Origin of the sequence: Sphingomonas humi (assembly GCF_039536725.1) — a bacterium.
In the GTDB taxonomy this organism is placed as follows: domain Bacteria; phylum Pseudomonadota; class Alphaproteobacteria; order Sphingomonadales; family Sphingomonadaceae; genus Sphingomicrobium; species Sphingomicrobium humi.
On record NZ_BAAAZD010000002.1, the window covers coordinates 404,734 to 422,145 of the forward strand.

General features: G+C 66.2%; 19 protein-coding genes. 9 read left to right on the top strand and 10 right to left on the bottom strand.

Features of this window, described 5'->3' with window-relative positions; translation table 11 throughout:
• Positions 1-87: 87 nt before the first annotated feature.
• From ABD729_RS09855 to ABD729_RS09880, 6 genes are all read right to left on the bottom strand, one after another.
• Positions 88-666 (bottom strand): NifU family protein, encoded by a 579-nt coding sequence (locus ABD729_RS09855; RefSeq protein ID WP_344710069.1) that lies wholly within the window; start codon positions 664-666, stop codon positions 88-90.
• A gap of 45 nt (positions 667-711) precedes the next feature.
• Positions 712-1,527: an SDR family NAD(P)-dependent oxidoreductase gene (locus ABD729_RS09860; protein WP_344710070.1), complete on the bottom strand. Its 816-nt coding sequence runs from the start codon at positions 1,525-1,527 to the stop codon at positions 712-714.
• A complete protein-coding gene (locus ABD729_RS09865) occupies positions 1,524-3,029 on the bottom strand; it encodes a flavin-containing monooxygenase (protein ID WP_344710071.1) in 1,506 nt (501 codons plus the stop codon). Before ABD729_RS09865 ends, ABD729_RS09860 begins: the two co-directional genes overlap by 4 nt.
• Positions 3,030-3,072: 43 nt before the next feature.
• A complete protein-coding gene (locus tag ABD729_RS09870) occupies positions 3,073-3,507 on the bottom strand; it encodes a DUF6766 family protein (protein ID WP_344710072.1) in 435 nt (144 codons plus the stop codon).
• Between the two features lie 73 nt (positions 3,508-3,580).
• Complete coding sequence (locus ABD729_RS09875; protein ID WP_344710073.1) at positions 3,581-3,970, bottom strand: OmpA family protein; 390 nt, start codon at positions 3,968-3,970, stop codon at positions 3,581-3,583.
• Between the two features lie 70 nt (positions 3,971-4,040).
• Entirely contained in the window at positions 4,041-4,205 is a 165-nt protein-coding gene (locus ABD729_RS09880) for a hypothetical protein (protein WP_344710074.1), read from the bottom strand.
• 216 nt (positions 4,206-4,421) lie between these two features.
• On the opposite strand from ABD729_RS09880, the gene ABD729_RS09885 reads away from it, so the two are divergent.
• The 8 genes from ABD729_RS09885 (at position 4,422) to ABD729_RS09920 (ending at position 12,826) form a co-directional block, all read left to right on the top strand.
• Positions 4,422-4,667, top strand: coding sequence for a hypothetical protein (locus ABD729_RS09885; RefSeq protein ID WP_344710075.1), 246 nt, complete (start codon positions 4,422-4,424; stop codon positions 4,665-4,667).
• A 39-nt stretch (positions 4,668-4,706) separates the two neighbouring features.
• Positions 4,707-5,030 carry a hypothetical protein gene (locus ABD729_RS09890; protein WP_344710076.1) on the top strand — a complete coding sequence of 108 codons (324 nt, stop codon included), beginning with the start codon at positions 4,707-4,709 and terminating at the stop codon, positions 5,028-5,030.
• 438 nt (positions 5,031-5,468) lie between these two features.
• Positions 5,469-5,957 carry an SsrA-binding protein SmpB gene (gene smpB / locus ABD729_RS09895; protein WP_344710077.1) on the top strand — a complete coding sequence of 163 codons (489 nt, stop codon included), beginning with the start codon at positions 5,469-5,471 and terminating at the stop codon, positions 5,955-5,957.
• A gap of 1 nt (position 5,958) precedes the next feature.
• A complete protein-coding gene (locus tag ABD729_RS09900) occupies positions 5,959-6,528 on the top strand; it encodes a DUF2062 domain-containing protein (RefSeq protein ID WP_344710078.1) in 570 nt (189 codons plus the stop codon).
• A gap of 17 nt (positions 6,529-6,545) precedes the next feature.
• Complete coding sequence (locus tag ABD729_RS09905) at positions 6,546-8,621, top strand: M13-type metalloendopeptidase (RefSeq protein WP_344710079.1); 2,076 nt, start codon at positions 6,546-6,548, stop codon at positions 8,619-8,621.
• A gap of 4 nt (positions 8,622-8,625) precedes the next feature.
• The gene (locus ABD729_RS09910; protein ID WP_344710080.1) at positions 8,626-11,004 is read left to right on the top strand and encodes a response regulator; all 2,379 of its coding nucleotides are present in this window, start codon (positions 8,626-8,628) and stop codon (positions 11,002-11,004) included.
• Positions 11,005-11,046: 42 nt separating this feature from the next.
• On the top strand, positions 11,047-11,400 hold the full coding sequence (locus tag ABD729_RS09915) for a response regulator (RefSeq protein ID WP_344710081.1): 354 nt from the start codon (positions 11,047-11,049) through the stop codon (positions 11,398-11,400).
• A 97-nt stretch (positions 11,401-11,497) separates the two neighbouring features.
• Positions 11,498-12,826: a L,D-transpeptidase family protein gene (locus tag ABD729_RS09920; protein ID WP_344710082.1), complete on the top strand. Its 1,329-nt coding sequence runs from the start codon at positions 11,498-11,500 to the stop codon at positions 12,824-12,826.
• A gap of 205 nt (positions 12,827-13,031) precedes the next feature.
• Here the strand turns inward: ABD729_RS09920 and ABD729_RS09925 are convergent, their stop codons facing one another.
• On the bottom strand, positions 13,032-13,856 hold the full coding sequence (locus ABD729_RS09925) for an outer membrane protein (protein ID WP_344710083.1): 825 nt from the start codon (positions 13,854-13,856) through the stop codon (positions 13,032-13,034).
• Positions 13,857-14,197: 341 nt separating this feature from the next.
• On the opposite strand from ABD729_RS09925, the gene ABD729_RS09930 reads away from it, so the two are divergent.
• Positions 14,198-14,809: a LuxR C-terminal-related transcriptional regulator gene (locus ABD729_RS09930; RefSeq protein WP_344710084.1), complete on the top strand. Its 612-nt coding sequence runs from the start codon at positions 14,198-14,200 to the stop codon at positions 14,807-14,809.
• 205 nt (positions 14,810-15,014) lie between these two features.
• On the opposite strand, the gene ABD729_RS09935 is transcribed toward ABD729_RS09930, so the two are convergent.
• From ABD729_RS09935 to ABD729_RS09945, 3 genes are read right to left on the bottom strand one after another with little or no spacing between them, the layout of a single operon-like run.
• Positions 15,015-16,202: a CCA tRNA nucleotidyltransferase gene (locus ABD729_RS09935; RefSeq protein ID WP_344710085.1), complete on the bottom strand. Its 1,188-nt coding sequence runs from the start codon at positions 16,200-16,202 to the stop codon at positions 15,015-15,017.
• Positions 16,199-16,780, bottom strand: a complete 582-nt coding sequence (locus tag ABD729_RS09940) for a CoA pyrophosphatase (RefSeq protein ID WP_344710086.1) — start codon at positions 16,778-16,780, stop codon at positions 16,199-16,201. Before ABD729_RS09940 ends, ABD729_RS09935 begins: the two co-directional genes overlap by 4 nt.
• Positions 16,777-17,325, bottom strand: coding sequence for a DUF1285 domain-containing protein (locus tag ABD729_RS09945; RefSeq protein ID WP_344710087.1), 549 nt, complete (start codon positions 17,323-17,325; stop codon positions 16,777-16,779). The genes ABD729_RS09940 and ABD729_RS09945 overlap by 4 nt, the downstream gene beginning before the upstream one ends.
• Positions 17,326-17,412 lie beyond the last annotated feature (87 nt).

The following is a 17,412-nucleotide window of genomic DNA, read 5'->3' on the forward strand; positions in this document are numbered from 1 at the left end:
TGGAGAATTCGGCTTCGCCCGCCCGTCACTCGGGGATCGGCTTCACCCCGGTCGGCACGCTCTCAAAACCCGAAGGCCGCGAAATCCCTAGACGGCCTCGACCGTCTCGACCTCGGGCACGTAATGCTTGATGAGGTTCTCGACACCGCGCTTCAGCGTGATGGCTGAACTGGGGCAACCGGCACAGGCGCCCTGCATCGCAAGGAACAGGGTCCCCGCCTTGTAGCCGCGATAGACGATGTCGCCGCCGTCCTGCGCGACCGCCGGCCGCACCCGCGTCTCGAGCAGCTCCTTGATTTGCGAAACGATCTCGGCGTCGGCCGGATCGTCATCATATCCCGCCTCGTCGTCCGCCGCGACGTGGATGCCGCCCGCGCTTCCCGCTGCGAACAGCGGCGCGCCCGAGACGAAATGGTCGAGCAGGATCTGCACCACGTCGATGTCGAGCCCGGCCCAGTCGACGTCGGGTGCCGCCGTCACCGATACGAAGTCGCGCCCGAAGAACACGCCTTCAACTTCGCCCGTCTGGAACAGGGCAGCGGCGAGCGGGCTCGCCTCGGCACTCTGCGCATCGGGAAAGTCGCGGCTCCCGGCTTCCATCACCGGCTTGCCGGGCAGGAACTTGCGGGTCGACGGGTTGGGGGTCAGTTCGGTGGTGATCAGCATGGCGCCCATGTGGCCCGCTTTGCCTGCTCCTTCAACCGTGCGCGCTCAGCGCATGCTCCGCTTGAGCAGCGACCAGTAGCCGACCGGCGCGATCCGCTCGATCAGCGCCGCGATGCGCGCGTCCTTGCCGACGAGGATGCGGGCGCGCTCTTTCTCGATGCCGCTGACGATGATCTCGCCGGCGTCGAACGGCGACAGGCTGAGGAGCTTCTCGAACCGCGCCTTGTCCGCCAGCATCGCCTTCGCCTCCTCGCTGCTGATATACCGCGGCGGGCGGGCGTTGCGGGCGATGCTGGTGGCGACGCCGCCGGGATGAACGATACTGACCCCGACGCTCGACCGAGCTTCCTCGAGCTCGCGGCGAAGCGATTCCGAAAAGCCGCGCACCGCGAACTTGGCGGCACAATAGGCGCTCTGTCCGGGCGGGGCGATCAGTCCGAACAGGCTCGACATATTGACGATCCGCGCCTTGTCGCTCTGCTTGAGGTGGGGCAGGAAAGCGCGGGTCAGCCGCACCACGGCGTGAAAGTTGACCTGCATCAGCCAGTCGAAATCAGCCTCGTCGACCTGCTCGAAGGTGCCGCCGATCGCGACCCCGGCATTGTTGACTAGGAGATCGACGCGTCCATGACCCGCAAGCACCGCGGCCGGCAGCGCAAGGCAGGCCTCACGGTCCGTCACGTTGAGCACGTGCGTCGTGACATGGACGCCCTTCAGCAGCGCCGCCGTCTCGGCGAGGCCTGCCGCATCGACGTCGGCGATCGCCAGGTGGCAGCTGCGGCGGGCGAGGGCGAGCGTGATCCCCCGGCCGATTCCGCTCGCCGCGCCCGTCACCACCGCCACGCGCTCGCACAGGTTCATGACATTCCTCCCGCAAGCGCAGGGGAGGGCGGCTCACGCCCCGCCGCCCCCGAAAAGCGCATCGCCCCGTCCTCGAGTCTGCCATATTTGAGAGCCGCGAGATCGAGCGCATAATTCTGGTGCAGCTTCCACGGGGCGCGATCGCCTTGCGTGGGCAGGACGTCCTTGGCGCGCTGCACGTAGCCCGAGCTGAAATCGAGAAACGCAACCGGCTTCACCTCCGCGTCGGGCTTGGCGACGGCGGTCGTCTGTCCCGTCGCCGCCAGTCGATTGAGCAGCCGGCAAAGGTAGAAGGAAGTAAGATCGGCCTTCAGCGTCCACGACGCGTTGGTGTAACCGAAGCTGTAGCTGAGGTTCGGCACGTCGGCGAACATCATCCCCTTGTAGGTCATCTTCCCGTTGAGGCGCACCGCCCGCCCATCGATGCTGAAGGCGACGTCCGCCAGCAGCTTCACCTTCAGTCCCGTCGCAGCCACGACGATGTCCGCGGGCAGATCCCGGCCGCTCTTCAGGCGAATTCCCTGGGGGGTGAAGCGCTCGATTTCGTCGGTCACCATTTCAGCCCTTCCCGACCGGATCGCGGTGAACAGGTCGGCATCGGGCACCAGGCAGAGCCGCTGATCCCACGGATCGTAGGCAGGGTTGAAGTGCGTCTCGACCTCGTAATCGGGCGGAAGCGCCTTCATCACGCCCTTGCGGATCATCTTCCGGACCAGCAGCGGCCGCCGCCGCGCAAGCTGGAAGAACAGCTGCTGGAACAACACGCTGCGGGCACGGATGACGCGGTACACAAGTTTCGGGCCAAGCGCCCGCCGAAGCGCATTGGCGACCTTGTCCACGGCCGGCAGGCTCATGACGTAGGTCGGCGATCGCTGCAGCAGGGTGACGTGCGCGGCACCGCGCTTCGCGAGTTCCGGGACCAAAGTCATCGCGGTCGCGCCGCTGCCGATGACGACCACACGCTTGCCGCGATACTGCAGGTCTTCCGGCCAGAATTGCGCATGGAAGAAGGCGCCGGCAAACTCCTCCTGTCCTGCAAAGCGGGGCAGGTGGGCCTCGTCATAATCGTAATAACCGGTGCCCATGTGCAGCCAGCGGCAGGTCATGACCTGCCGTCCCGCCGCCGTCTCCAGCGTCACCGTCCAGCGTGCCGTCGCCCGGTCGAAATCCGCGCTGACGACCTTGTGCCCGAAGCGGATGTGCGGGCGGATCGCATATTTGTCCGCGACCCGGTTCAGATAGGCGAGGATCGTCGCCCCGTCCGCAATCGACCTCTCGTCGGTCCACGGCTCGAAACTGTAGCCGAGCGTATACATGTCGCTGTCGGAGCGGATGCCGGGATAACGAAACAGGTCCCACGTTCCGCCGATCGCCGCCCGCATCTCGACCAGCGCGAAAGTCCGCTCCGGACAATAGCGCTGCAGGTGCCAGGCCGTGCCGATGCCCGACAGGCCGGCGCCGACGATCAGGACGTCGAAATGCTGGGGTGCCGTGCTGTCCATTCCGCTCGCCCGCTTGTGCGGCGGGGCAAGCGGAATGTCACTCCTACCTCCTGGGCGCGACGTTCAGCCCGATGTCGCGGATGAATGGCGCGTCATGACCGTGCGGCTTGGCATGGCCGCCACCCCGCAAATAGTGCTGGTCGAGCTTGGCGATTACTTCCTGCGCCTTCTCGCCGCCGATCATGCGCATCATCGCATCGACCTTCGCTTCGAGCCGGTCGCCGCCTTCCTTCGACGAAGGCGATCCGACGTAGAGAAAATAGGCCAGGCCAACGACCTGCCAAAGCAACTGCAGGAAATCGGACTGCCAGTTTTCAAAGGTGTCGCGCAGCATCTCGTGGAGATAGGCCGAGGTCTGAAGCGCCTCGCCGTGGCTCTTCGCGTCATCTGCCGCGGCCTGGTACCCGAACCACCAGTGAAGGATCAGGCTGACCAGGAAGAACCCCAACGTCAGCCAGGCGTAATTGTATTTGCGCATGAATCATGCACTCCCACCTTGTTGCTTCCCTGCCGTTGCGAACGGCAAAAAGGGCGGGCGGGTTGCGTCGATTTCAACGATCGGGGCTGATATCCACCCGGCGGTTCTGGATTTCGCGCACCCCGTCGGCAGTGGGGAGGAAGGGGTTGTCCTCGCCTTGGCCCTCGACCGTCAGCGTGGCCACCGCGACGCCGCGAGCGACAAGGGCGTCGGCGACCACGCGCGCCCGCTCGAGCGACGTGCGGCGGTTGCCCGAGGCGCTTCCCGAACGATCGCTATGGCCTACGATCCTCAGCCGCGACCCCGCCGCCGCGGCCTTCGCCGCTTCGTCGAGCACAGGCTCCCATTCCTTGCGGATTTCCTTCCCGCCGCTGTCGAAGAAGATCATCATCGGGGCGGGCGTCGGCGCCGTGACGGGCGCGGGCTGTACGGCGGCGGAGGCAGCGAGAAGCAGGCTCAACATGCGGCCACTATGTCAGAGCAGGCGAACCAACGCCATGGCGGACCGATAGCGGTCCGAAACGATGCCTGTTTCAGGCGGCCGAAGCGGTGAGATTAGTCTCGCAGTCGGCCGCACGGGCGGCGAACTGGTGCGCAAGCTTGGCATGCCATTCACGGGCCGCGGTGGTGATCGCACGCGCTGCGGCCATCCGCTCTTCGGCGGCGCGACGGGCGTAATAGCGCTGGTTCGACTCCATCGTTTCGGCTCCACAAACGCAAACGAGTGGCACTGTTCGACGCTTGGTGTGCGGGCGAAAAATGGAGGAAGGGTTAATATCCACATTCGTCCCGCCCCGGCACAAGGCGTTGCAGATGGGTGACACGAACGCGGTGAAAGCAGATCGTCGCTGAAACCGAACGACTCGCCGCTCGTTACTGACCTGAACCTAATCACTGGAGCGAGGGGACAGCCCATGCTGACTTCGAGCATTACGACGATGAAAAGCTACAATCCGGCCCTTCGCGGCTACCACGCGGTGTACCGCGAAAATGCGGTAAACCATTGCCCCGGCTGCGGTCGCACGCACTGGCTGATCGGACGCATGCTGGCCGAATGCGGCTTCTGCGGAACTGCCTTGCCCTTGTCCGAAAGCTATTCGCGCGGCGCCGCCGCGCCGCTGTTCCGTCACGGGACCGGAGGCCTCAAGAGCGCTGCCTGATCGCTCGCGAACCCGGCCGTTTTCTGCTACAAGGCAGGGATGGTCGGGGTCGCACTCCTGCTTGCCTTTGCGCTCAGCACGCCGGGACCGTTCACGCTGGTCAACCGGGCTGGCGTCACTCTCGAAAATCTGTCGATCCGCCCGTCGGACGGGAGCAGCGCCTGGCGCGCGCTCGGCTCCGGGACGGTGGCTGCCAATGGCCGCGCGGACATGCCGTCGCCCGGCGGTTTCCTGTGCGCCTTCGACCTTCGCGCCCGGCTGAACGGGACCCAGGCCACCTGGACCTCGGTCAATCTGTGTGACGTGAAGACCGTGACCCTGAACCGGCGCCCGGACGGGACGCTGTGGGTCGATTACGACTGAGCGGCTGACGCAGCCGGCGTGACGACGCTCGGACGAGGGCAGGGCGGCGGACCCGCGCCAGCTCGGGCTCGAGGCGAGTCGCGTCGAGCAGCTTGGCGCCGGCGACGAATACCACTGCACAGCAGATGGCGAAGAACATCCACCCGATCGCGCCCGGATAGATGGCGAGGTAATGCTTGCCCCGCTCGGCGGCGCCGAGCGCGATCGCCCAGGTCACGGCCCACGCCTCCCAACGCGTCTTGATCACGAACAGGCGGCCAAGCCGCTGCGCTGCAGTCCTGAGTTTCATCGACATTGGTTAAGCAACGGCCGTGCCAATGGCCGTGTTCCGCGCTTTATTCCTTAACGGCGATGGTTATCTGTCAATTAAACCGACTCCTTTGGCCCGAGGTCACTTTCGCATGGACCCCACAGCGCCTAAGTGCTCGCTCGAAGCCCATGTCCAAATCCGCGCCCCCCTCACCTGAATTTGAAAAGAAGAAGGTCGTGGCCGAAAACCGGCGCGCCCGCTTCGACTATTTCGTCGAGGACCGGTTCGAAGCGGGGATCGCGCTGCAGGGCACTGAGGTGAAGGCGCTTCGCAACGGCGAAGGCTCGATCGCGGAAAGCTATGCCACGGTCGAGGATGAGGAAGTGGTCCTCATCAACAGCCACATTCCCGAATATAAAAACGGCAGCTGGATGAACCACGAGCCGCGCCGCAAGCGCCGGCTGCTGCTCAAGAAGCGCGAGATCGGGCGGCTGATGGGCGCCATCAATCGCCAGGGCCTGACGCTCGTCCCGCTCTCCATCTACTTCAATGGCAAGGGGAAGGCGAAGGTCGAACTGGCCCTCGCCCGCGGCAAGAAGGTCCACGACAAGCGCGAGACGATCAAGGAGCGTGACTGGAAACGCGAGCAGCAGCGACTGCTCAAGGATCGCGGCTGAGGTGCAGCAGCCCTCCTTCTTCCGCCGCCTGGCCGACAAGGCCACGCCATCGCGCGAGGAGGTGCTGGCGAGCCGCTGGCTGAAGCCGTTCGGCAAGCGCGTCCGCCAGTCCGACCTGTGGCGCTTCACCCGCCGCTCGGTCCCGCGGGGGGTCGCCGCCGGGTTGTTCGTCGGCATCTTCCTGATGGTGCCCGGGCTTCAGATCGTTGGCGCGGCGGCGCTTTGCATTCCGCTTCGGGGCAATATCCCGATCGCAGCGGCGATGACCTTTCTCAGCAATCCCGCGACCACGCCCTTCTTCCTGATCGCCGCCATCGCACTCGGCAACAAGCTCGGCTTTCATGCCGATCTCGCGGCTTTCGACCAGCTCTACGCCAGCGGTGCCGGGGCCGGTCGCTGGATCCAGTGGCTGCTCAGCGATGCGGCCCCGGCAATGGTCAGCGGGCTGTTCCTGATCGCCCTTGCCTGTGCGTTCGTCGGATATGCAGTGTCGATTGTCGTCTGGCGCTGGTGGATCGGCGCGAAGTGGCGCAGGCGCGCGCGACCGGAGCTTTTCCGCCGCAATCCGTGAACAGGAAGCCTAACTTCATGAATCGATTGATGATCTGCCTTGCAGCCTCGACCATTCTGGCCGGCTGCGCGACGACTGACGACCGGGTTGCGGCGACCGATGCCGCTCCGGTCGCGAACGTCCCCATGACGCACGCCGCCGCCCCCGCGCCCAAGCCCGAGCTTGGCACCTATGGCTTCGATGCCGCCGGCATGGATGCCGCCGTGCAGCCGGGCGACAATTTCTTCGAATATGCCAACGGCACCTGGCTCCGGAACACCGCCATCCCCGCCGACAAGAGCGGCTACGGCATGTTCACCGTCCTCGACGATCTTTCCAAGCAGCGCACCCGTACGCTGATCGAGGAGTCCGCCAAGGATCCCAACAGCCGCATCGGCGCCGTCTATGCCAGCTTCACCGACCAGGCCGCGATCGACGCCAAGGGCCTTGCGCCCATCACGCCGTGGCTCAACCAGATCAAGGCCCTGAACAGCCGCGCCGCGCTTCCCTCGCTCTATGCCGAAGCTTACAAGAACGGCGTCGGACTGCCCTTCTCGAGCGGCGTCCGCCAGGACAGCAAGAATCCCGACGCTTACATCTTCGGCCTGTCGCAGAGCGGCCTCGGGATGCCCGACCGCGACTATTATCTGTCGAACGACGCGCGGCTGACCGAAATTCGCGCCAAGTACTTGCAGCACCTCACCAACATGCTGACGCTGGCGGGTGAACCGAACGCCGCCGCCCGGGCCCAGGCGCTGCTCGCCTTCGAGACGGAGATCGCCAAGGTCCACTGGACCCGGGTCGACAGCCGCGACGCGACCAAGACCTACAACAAGCTGACGCTTGCTGACCTCAAGAAGTCCGCTCCCGGCTTCGACTTCGCACGCATGTTCCGCGACCTCGGCGTCACCAACGTCGACACGCTGCTCGTCTCGCAGCCGAGCGCGCTGACCGGTACCGCCAAGCTCCTCGCAAGCGCCCCCCTCGGCGTTCTTCGCGACCAGCTGATGGTCCGCTCGCTCAACAGCTTCGCCTCCGTCCTGCCGAGCCAATTCGATCGCGAGCAGTTCGCTTTCTACGGCACCACGCTGAACGGCACGCCGCAGCAGGAAGCCCGCTGGAAGCGCGGCGTCGATTTCACCGTCGGCACGCTCCAGGACGACGTCAGCAAGCTTTATGTCGAGCGTTACTTCCCGCCGGAAACCAAGGCGGCCGCCGACGAGCTGGTGAAGAATGTCGTCCAGGCCATGGGCCGCCGCATCGACGGTCTGACCTGGATGGCCCCCGAAACCAAGCAGCGCGCCCGCGCCAAGCTTGCCAACTTCACCACCAAGATCGGCTTCCCCGACCAGTGGCGCGACATGAGCGGCCTCGAAGTCGCGGGCGACGACGCCTTCGGCAATGCGCTTCGCTCGCGCCGGTTCGAGCGTGCCTACAATCTCAACAAGCTCGGCAAGCCGATCTACCGTTGGGAATGGGGCATGACCCCGATGACGATCAACGCTTATGCGAATTTCTCGATGAGCGAGATCGTCTTCCCGGCCGCGATCCTCCAGCCGCCCTTCTTCGATCCGCACGCCGATCCGGCGGTCAATTATGGCGGCATCGGTGCGGTGATCGGCCACGAGATAAGCCACCACTTCGACGACCAGGGTTCCAAGTATGACGAGACCGGTCGCCTGGCCGACTGGTGGACGCCCTCCGACGTGACGGCGTTCAAGGCTGCGACCGACAAGCTGGCGGCGCAGTATGACGCGTACGAACCGTTCCCGGGCACCAAGGTCAACGGCCGGCTGACGCTGGGTGAGAATATCGGCGATCTCGCCGGTCTCACGGTCGCCTACGACGCCTACAAGCACTCGCTGAATGGCGCCGAGGCACCGGTCATCGACGGCACCACCGCCGACCAGCGCTTCTATCTCGGCTGGGCCCAGGTGTGGCGGGCCAAGTATCGCGAAGCGGCGGCCCGCCAGCGGCTCCTGACCGATCCGCACAGCCCGTCTGAGCAGCGCGTCTCGGTCGTTCGCAACCTCGACCCCTGGTATCAGGCCTACAAGGTGCAGCCGGGCCAGAAGCTTTATCTGGCGCCCGAGCAGCGCGTTCGCGTATGGTAGGCTGATGCTCCACGCCAGGCTCGCCGCGATCGACGCTCAACCCGTCCCTCGCGGCGAGCCGTGGCTGGTGCCGCTGCTGCTTGCGGCGACTTTTTCCGGACTGACCTTGATCGCGGCGGTCGCGGGTTTGTGGGTGGCTGCATTGCCGCTCGCGATCCTCGCGGTCGCCGCTGCCTTGCTCGGATGGTTCAGGCGCGCTCCACGGCTTGTGGCGGAAGCCGGTCCGGTTGCGGCGATCCCCGATTTCGCGGTGGTCGCTGCCGGGCTCAACCTCTGCAACGATCCCGCGGTGCTGACTGACAGCCAGGGCCGCCTGCTCAGCGTCAACCGCGCCTATCAACTTCGCTTCCCGCAGCTTCCCCATCCCCTGGCGCTCGGCCTCGGAAGCGAGGCCGACGCCGCGCTTCAGGAGGCGCAGGCGCTCGCCTATCGCGACGGCCAGGGCTGTGCTTCGGCGTCGCCTTCCACAGACGAGCCGCTCTCGGTCTCGATCGATCGGGTCGGGCAGGGCCGCGACCTGCTGCTGTGGCGCTTTCCCCGCCCGCGCCAGTCGCCGCTTGGCGTGATGGCCTCGCGCATGGCGGGGATCGAGGGTGAATTGCTTGGCGGGGCCGGCGTCCTAGCCGCGGCCGTCGATGGCGATGGCGCGCTCATCTCCGCCAACCACCTGTTCCTGCGCCGCACGGACCTCGAATCCTACGCCGGCGTCCGCCTCGACAGTCTCCTCGAAAATGCCGGCGAGGGCAGGGTGCGGCTCGCTGCCGAAGGGACCGATGGCCCGCTGCTCCGCCTGCTGCACGTCCCGGTCGAGCCCGGCTCCGGCGTGCCCGCGGGACTGGCCTTGCTGTTCGCCACTGGCGAAACACCCAGCCTGTCCGAGCCTGCCAGCCTTCAGGCGCTGCTCGACCTGCTTCCGCTCGGTCTCGCGCTGGTCGATCGCGATGGCCGCTTCCTCACCAGCAACCGCGCCTTCCGCAACGCCGCCGCCCTCGGCGAGGCAGCGCTTCCCGCCTTTCCGAGCGATCTCGTGGTCAAGGAGGACAAGGCCGCGGTCGCCGATGCCGTCCGCCGCAACAGTCGCGGTCCGGCGATGTCGGGCGACCTTGCGGTGCGTCTCTCGCACCAGCCGGCCGAACCGGTCGCGCTGACAATCGCCGGGCTTCGCAACCTTGGCGAAGCCAGCGTCCTCCTCCTTCTCAAGGACAATAGCGAGGAAGCCAAGCTCAAGCGCCAGGTCGCGCAGGCGACCAAGATGCAGGCGGTGGGGCAGCTCGCCGGCGGCGTCGCGCACGACTTCAACAACATCCTCACCGCCATCATCGGCCATTGCGACCTCATGCTGATGCGGCACACGCCGGGCGACAGCGACTACGACGACATCCAGCAGATCAAGTCGAACTCCAACCGCGCCGCGGGCCTGACCCGCCAGCTGCTCGCCTTCTCACGCCAGCAGACGCTGCGCCCGCAGGTGCTTCAGCTTCCCGACGTCGTCAGCGAAGTCAGCCACCTTCTGAAACGCCTGCTCGGCGAAACCGTGGTGCTGCAGGTCAAGCATGGCCGCGAACTGGGGGCCGTCCGCGCCGATCCGGGCCAGCTCGAACAGGTGATCGTCAACCTTGCCGTCAACGCCCGCGACGCGATGCTCGGAAGCGGAGGGGGCAAGCTCACCATTCAGACTTATGCCGTGCGCGCCGATCAGGTGGCCGAACTCGGTTCCGACATCCTGCCGACCGCCGACTATACTGCGCTCAGCATCTCGGACACCGGCTGCGGCATCCCCCCGTCGGTGCTCGGCAAGATCTTCGAACCCTTCTTCACCACCAAGGAAGTGGGCAAGGGCACCGGCCTTGGCCTCTCCACCGTCTACGGCATCGTCAAGCAGTCGGGGGGCTTCATCTTCGCCGACAGCAAGGTTGGCGAGGGGACCAGCTTCGTCATCTATCTTCCGGTCCACCAGGAAGATCGCCCGGCCGCCGTCCGCGCCGTCGCTCCGCCGCCCAAGGCCGAAGAGACCTGGGGCACCGGCACCGTCCTGCTGGTCGAGGACGAGGCGATGGTCCGCACCGTCGCCGAACGCGCGCTCACCCGGCAGGGCTATACGGTGCTGACCGCGTCCAACGGCGAGGAAGCGCTCGAAATCGTCGGGCGCGGCGATCCGATCGATCTCCTCATCACCGACGTCGTCATGCCGATCATGGACGGCCCGACCATGGTCCGCGAGGCGCGCCAGACCCGTCCCGACCTGCCGATCCTCTTCATGTCGGGCTATGCCGAGGAACAGCTGCGCCGCTCGATCGACTTCGAAAATGTCGCGTTCCTGCCTAAGCCATTCTCCGTGCAGCAACTTTCCGAAGCCGCCAGCCGGATCCTTGCAAGCCGCTGATAAGTATTGCCTTACCCGTTACGACCTGCGATTGCGGCCAGTGTGAGCAAGGGGCGTAACATTCTCGTCGTCGAAGACGAACCGCTGATCGCGATGATGCTGGAGGATTTCCTCGAAACGCTGGGTCACCGCATCCACGCCAGCTGCGATAATCTTTCCGATGCCCTCGAGGCATGTGCGGGGGGCGGCTTCGATCTCGCCATCCTCGACGTGAACCTGAAGGGCGAACTGGTCTGGCCGGTCGCCCAGGCACTGCGCGACCGCGGCGTTCCGTTTGTCATCGCCAGCGGTGGCCATGTCGAACCGCCGCCCGCCAGCTTTGCCGAAGCACCCCTGCTCGAAAAGCCCTATACCATCGACCGCATCGGCCCGGTGCTGGAGGAAGCGGCAGGCTGAGGACCCGTTTGCGGCGGATTGTGACAACGGTTCACTTGCCGGACAGTCCATCACCGGTAAAAGACTTCCGAAACCATTGGTTAACGGGGATCTCCGGGTGAACAAGCTCCTGCTTTCGACGACTATCATGGCGCTCTTGGCGGTGCCCGGCGCTGCCGAGGCGCGCAAGAAGCCCAAGCCCGTGCCGGCGCCTGCACCGATCGTACGGGTGGCCCCGACCGATCCGGTCGAACTCTTTTATTTCCAGCGCAGCGACAGCCCCATCTGGCTCCGCAACGAAGCGACCCGCGCGGCGGCCGGGCGGCTGTCGGCGATCCTCCGCCGCGCTCCGATCGACGGCTTTGCCGCTGGTCCGGCGCTTGCTGCCGATGTCGATGCGGCGCTTGCGGCTGCGACGCCCGGGAATGTCCAGGCCGCCTGCGCCGCGGAACTCCGCCTCAGCAAGGCGTGGGTCGCCTACATGCAATATCTGCGGACCCCGCCCAAGGGCATGGTCTACGGCTATGAGATGCTCGCGCCGCACAGCCGGCCCGACCAGATCCTGCTGACCACGGGCGCCGGAACCGATCTTGCCGCGACGCTCGACCGGATGGCCGACGTCAATCCCATCTATCGCTCGCTGCGCGATGCCGCGATCGCCAGCGGCGTGACCGCCGCCGATCCGGCCCTGCTGTCGAACCTGGAGCGGGCGCGCGTTCTTCCCGCCACCGGCCGCTTCGCGCTCGTCGATACTGGCAATGCGTCGCTCACCATGTTCGAAAACGGCCAAGTAGTCGATCGGATGAAGGTCATCGTCGGAACCCCCGAAACCCCGACGCCCATGATCGCCAGCATCGTCCACTACGCCTACCTCAATCCCTATTGGGAGGTCCCGCCGGCGCTCACCAAGAAGATCGTCGCGCCCGGCGTGCTGAAGGGCGGCGACGCCTATCTCAAGCGCAACGGCTACGAGGTCATGACCAACTGGACCAACGACGCCACGGTGGTGCCGAGCGGCGAGGTCGACTGGGCCAAGCTTGCCAAGGATCCGGGGCTCGTCCGCGTGCGCCAGCGTCCGGGGCCGCTCAACAGCCTCGCCAGCCTCAAGGTGCCTTTCCCGAGCGGTCAGGACATCTTCCTCCACGACACACTCGACAAGACGAAGTTCCTGAAGCCCGACCGCCACCTGTCCAACGGCTGCATCCGGCTCGAGGACGCGCAGCGTTTCTATCGCTGGCTCTACGGAAGCGCGGCCGCGCCGACGACCAAGGACGCGGACGTCCTCGTCAAGCTGCCGCAGGGCGTGCCCATTTACCTGACCTACCTCACGCAGGAAGCGGCTGACGGCAAGCTTGCCTCACGCGGCGATCCCTACGGCTGGGATGGTCGTCCTGACCGCCAGCTGGCGGCGTCGGTCTACACCAGCCCGACCCGCGGCGCCCCGTAAGCACGGGCGCCCACAGCGCTACAGACATCAGGAAGGGCGGGGCGCGATCGGCGCTCCGCCCTTTTTCATGCGCGCTTGTCCTGGCGCGCGAAGCCCTCTGCCACCTGCGTGGCGCACAGAAAAACGGGGCGGAGCCTAAGCTCCACCCCGTCTTCCTTAGCCTTGCCGTGGAAGCAGGCTCCCGAAGGAACCTGCGCCCTCGCGCTTAGCCGCGAACCGGAGCAACCGGCGGCGGCGGCGGCGGCGGCGGCGGCACCGGGCACGCGTCCGTCGCCAGGATCACCGAACCATCCGGGCAGGTCTGCGTCGGCGGGGGCGGCGGGGGCGGCGGGGGAGGCGGCGGCGGCGGCGGCGGCGGCGGCGGAGGCGGCGGCGCACCGAAGTTGAAGCTCAGGCTGGCGAGCAGCGAGTGCGACCGGAACCGGGTCTCGGCGTTGCCGCCGACAGTCGTCACCGGAGCAAAGCTCAGCGTGTCCGACAGGTCCTGGTTGAAGAAACGATACTTCAGGCCGAAGTCGATGTTGTCGCTGACCGGGTAACGCACGCCGGCAAGCAGCTGCCATGCGAAACCGCTGTCCTTCAGGCTGCGGCCGGAAAGGGTAGCAGTCTGCAGCTGGACGCGGGTGCGGGCAAAGCCCACGCCACCGCCGACAAAGCCCTGCCAGCTGTCGTCAGCGCCGAAGTCGAGGAGCAGGTTGCCCATGACGGACAGCGAGGTCGACTTGCCGCTGGCATCGAGAACCACACCGTTGACGGTGTAGTCGTCGTGGCTGGCGCGCTTGTAGGCCACTTCGGCTTCGGCGCGGACTGCACCGAAGTCGTAACCGGCGTTGACGCCGACGTCATAGCCATACTTGTGATCGCCAATGGCGTAGTCCGGGTACGAATTGGCCCCGTTGGTGATGTCAATCTTGACGTCTTCGACCAGCAAAGCACCAAGATCGACGCCGACATAGCCCGATCCATCGCGGGCTAGTGCCGGCGAGGTGATGGCAGCCGCTGCGACGGCCGCCAGGAGGTATTTGCGCATGCTTTCCCCTTCTCGCTCGAGAGTTAGTGTTGATGGCGCCCCGAACCTGTAGAGCAGGCCATTAGTTTCGCTCAAGCGAAAGCTGACCGGGGATCCACACTCAGGTGTGGCGTTTGTGCAACGGTCGAAACCCGGACAGGCCGTGCTTATTTATAGGCAAGATACGGGACTGAAACGAAAATTCGGCCATCTGACAGGTGTCCGATGGCATTCGGGTCAGGACAAATCTGCCAAAGCGCCATCTGGTGCGTTGGGTCGTCAGGTAAGAGCCCTGCAAAGTTCTCGCCACCGGACAAGCGGCGGTGTAGTGCCTCATGGGCAGGGGAAGCACGGAGGAGCCTATGCTGGCTTCGATCGATGAAGAACGTCTGGTGGAAACGGTGGGGTTCAGCCCCATCGCAACCGTGCTCAGCAACCCTCGCAAAAGCGACAATCCGCTGGAAGTCGCGAACGAGGCCTTCTGCGAGCTGACCGGTTATTCGGAAAGTGAGATCCTCGGCCGCAACTGCCGGTTCCTGTCCGGGATCGCGACCGAGCCCTGGCTGACCGAGCGGATCCGCGAGGGCGTCCGCAACCGCAAGTCGGTGCTGGTCGACATCCTCAACTACAAGAAGGATGGCTCGCCGTTCCGCAACGCGGTGCTGGTGACCCCCTTGTTCGATTCCAACGGCGAACTCAGCTGGTTCCTGGGAAGCCAGGTCGAGCTCGGCACCGAAAGCACGGCAGTCTTCAGCGGCCGGCGCGAACGCGCCATCATCGCGGTGAACGGCCTTCCGCCGCGTCAGCGCCAGGTGCTGGAACTGATTGCCAAGGGCCTGCTCAACAAGCAGATCGCGTGGGAACTCAAGATCAGCGAGAAGACGGTGAAGATGCACCGCGCGTTGTTGATGGAACGCCTCGGCGTGCCGACCAGCGCCGACCTGATCCGACTGGCTGTCGAAGCCGGGCTCTAGCAGCCCGCTTTGGTACATCCCTTAGCCTAGCTGTTTTTGCGGCGCTCAACACCGCATTTAGCGATCATCCCGCTTGGCCGGCGCGCTTCCCCCTTGAGCGCTGGCTGAGCGAACTGAGCCACGCTTCCCCGTCGCTCAGAAGGTAAGTGCCGGCCGCACGCCCGCCTGCGGCCGGCACCAACCCACCCTCATTCGCAAATCTATTTCAGGATGCCCTGGCCGACGCCAGGGCCTGACTGACCAGCTCATCGATCCGCTCGCCGCCGGGAAAGCCTTCCGCGACCCAATCCTCTTCGATCGTCTTGAGCGTTCGTGCGACCGTCGGGCCGGGGGCCAGGCCACGTTCGATCAGCTGCCCGCCGCCGACCGGCAGGCGCGGGGCCTGCCAGCCCTCGAGGGCAGCAGCGTCGTCAAGTCTTCCCGCAAGCAGCAGACGATCCTGCGCTTCCGCCACGCCGATGCGATAGGCCAGTGCCCGCGGCACCTCGCCGGCATAGGGGATCGCCGCCAGGCCCAGGCGCTTGCGCTCCTTGTTGCTGAGTTTCAGCCGTGCCGCGACCTTGTCGCAAAGCGTGGCATCGCCGGGCAACAGCGCCGCGAAGCGCCGCAGCGGGTGGGGCGTCAGCCCTGCGGCCTGCTCCGCCTCGACAAGCGCCGCGAGCCGCGCCGGCGCTTCCGCCGTGATTTCGGGCAGCACCGGGGCCAGCAGGCCATGTTCGAGCATCAGCGCGACCGTGGCGACCGGTTCAGGAAGAGAGAGGAGCTTCACCCATTCGTCGGCGATGCGTTCGCGCGACAGGGCCATGAGGTCGTTCGCGCGCGCCGCGCAGGCGGCAAGGCCCGCCTCATCCACACCGGCACCGAACCGCGCGGTGAACCGAAAGAAGCGCAGGATACGCAGGTGATCCTCGGCGATGCGCTGCAACGGTTCGCCGATGAACCGCACGCGCCCTGCCTTCAGGTCGGCAAGCCCGCCGAAATAGTCGTGCACCTCGCCCGAGGAAGGATCGAAATAAAGCGCATTGATGGTGAAATCGCGCCGCGCCGCATCCTCGCGCCAATTGTCGGTGAAAGCGACGGTCGCATGGCGGCCATCGGTCGTCAGGTCGGCTCTCAGCGTCGTGATCTCCAGCGTTTCGCCGGCGCTCAGTGCGGTCACCGTGCCGTGCACGATGCCAGTCGGGATCGTCCTGATCCCCGCCGCACCGCACCGGCGCATCACCTCATACGGGCTGAGCGGGGTCGCGACGTCGACGTCTGCGACCATCGCGCCCAGCAGCCCGTCGCGAACGGCGCCGCCGACAAGCCTTGCCTGGCCGTCCCCGAGTGCCTTGAAAACTTGGACGACGCCCGGCCGTGCGACCAGCGCCTGCAGCGCGGACACATCGATCATGCGCCAAGCCGCCGGGTCAGGTTCACCAGCATGGCCGCAGTCGCGCCCCAGATGCGGCGGCCTTCCCAGGCAATCTCGTAATAATGGCGGCGCGCTCCGCGAAAGTCGGCTGACATGCGGCGCTGATTGGCGGGGTCGAGCAGAAACGCAAGCGGCGCCTCGAACAGGTCGGCCACTTCCTGCTCGTGGGCAAGCAGCGGCAGATCGGCATCGACTTCGCCGACCACCGGGATGACGCGGTAGCCGGTGACGGTGCGATAGGGGTCCGCCATCCCCCATACCGTGACCGCGGAGCGCGGGAGGCCGATCTCTTCCTCCGCCTCGCGCAAGGCGGCGGCGGCGATATCGGCGTCTTCGGGGTCGACCCGTCCACCGGGAAAGGCGACCTGCCCGGCATGGGTGCGAAGATGCTCGCGCCGGACGGTCAGCAGCACGCCAGGCTCCGGCCGCCGCGTAATCGCGACCAGGACCGCCGCCGCGACATCATCGCCTTCCTCGCCGTCCAGCAGGTCGCCGGGCAGCAGGTCGCCCGGTGCAGGCGCTTCGAGCGCGGCCCGCAAGCGGTCGGCGAGGGTCACGAAGCGGGAAAGGGGAAAAAGACGCCGCTGCTCCACACCCCGGGCGGGTCGTCGGCCAAGGCCAGTTCGGCCAGCTCGTACCAGACAGGCCGCTCGAGGCTCGCCTCGATCCCGCCGCGAACGGTCACCAGCGGCAGTCCATCGACGAAGCGCAGGGGATGCCCGCCATCGAGAATGATCGCGCTTCCGTCGCTGACCTGGAAGGCGATGCGCCGCGTCTTGCCGTCGCCCTCATGGGTCATGGCGATGATCCGCAGCGCCGCCAATTCGACCTCGATGTCGAGCTTCTCGACCGGGGTGACGAGCACGTGGCTGCCATCGGCCTCGCGCCGCAGCACGGATGCGAACAGGCGCACCAGCGCCTCGCGCTCGATCCTCTTGCCTTCGTGCCACCAGCGACCCTCGCGGTCGATGCGCATGCCGCTGTGGCCGCAATGGGTCGGGTTCCAGCGATCGACCGGCGGTCCGCCACGGATCACGGCGGCCGCCGCAATCTCGTCAAGGCTGCGCCCGGCAAGCTCCAGCGGTGGGCGGGTCTCCGGCATCGGCTTGGCAGATAAGCCAGCCACCTGTTTGCGCAAGGTGCATGGGGGCGATCCCCGCCGACACCGCCTTCTCGCCCCTCGACTCTC

Excerpts from the sequence above, each read along its gene's own strand:
- ABD729_RS09855 (WP_344710069.1), bottom strand. The coding sequence starts at position 666 with ATGCTGATCACCACCGAACTGACCCCCAACCCGTCGACCCGCAAGTTC.
- ABD729_RS09860 (WP_344710070.1), bottom strand. The coding sequence starts at position 1,527 with ATGAACCTGTGCGAGCGCGTGGCGGTGGTGACGGGCGCGGCGAGCGGA.
- ABD729_RS09865 (WP_344710071.1), bottom strand. The coding sequence starts at position 3,029 with ATGGACAGCACGGCACCCCAGCATTTCGACGTCCTGATCGTCGGCGCC.
- ABD729_RS09870 (WP_344710072.1), bottom strand. The coding sequence starts at position 3,507 with ATGCGCAAATACAATTACGCCTGGCTGACGTTGGGGTTCTTCCTGGTC.
- ABD729_RS09875 (WP_344710073.1), bottom strand. The coding sequence starts at position 3,970 with ATGTTGAGCCTGCTTCTCGCTGCCTCCGCCGCCGTACAGCCCGCGCCC.
- ABD729_RS09880 (WP_344710074.1), bottom strand. The coding sequence starts at position 4,205 with ATGGAGTCGAACCAGCGCTATTACGCCCGTCGCGCCGCCGAAGAGCGG.
- ABD729_RS09885 (WP_344710075.1), top strand. The coding sequence starts at position 4,422 with ATGCTGACTTCGAGCATTACGACGATGAAAAGCTACAATCCGGCCCTT.
- ABD729_RS09890 (WP_344710076.1), top strand. The coding sequence starts at position 4,707 with ATGGTCGGGGTCGCACTCCTGCTTGCCTTTGCGCTCAGCACGCCGGGA.
- smpB (WP_344710077.1), top strand. The coding sequence starts at position 5,469 with ATGTCCAAATCCGCGCCCCCCTCACCTGAATTTGAAAAGAAGAAGGTC.
- ABD729_RS09905 (WP_344710079.1), top strand. The coding sequence starts at position 6,546 with ATGAATCGATTGATGATCTGCCTTGCAGCCTCGACCATTCTGGCCGGC.
- ABD729_RS09910 (WP_344710080.1), top strand. The coding sequence starts at position 8,626 with ATGCTCCACGCCAGGCTCGCCGCGATCGACGCTCAACCCGTCCCTCGC.
- ABD729_RS09925 (WP_344710083.1), bottom strand. The coding sequence starts at position 13,856 with ATGCGCAAATACCTCCTGGCGGCCGTCGCAGCGGCTGCCATCACCTCG.
- ABD729_RS09930 (WP_344710084.1), top strand. The coding sequence starts at position 14,198 with ATGCTGGCTTCGATCGATGAAGAACGTCTGGTGGAAACGGTGGGGTTC.
- ABD729_RS09935 (WP_344710085.1), bottom strand. The coding sequence starts at position 16,202 with ATGATCGATGTGTCCGCGCTGCAGGCGCTGGTCGCACGGCCGGGCGTC.
- ABD729_RS09945 (WP_344710087.1), bottom strand. The coding sequence starts at position 17,325 with ATGCCGGAGACCCGCCCACCGCTGGAGCTTGCCGGGCGCAGCCTTGAC.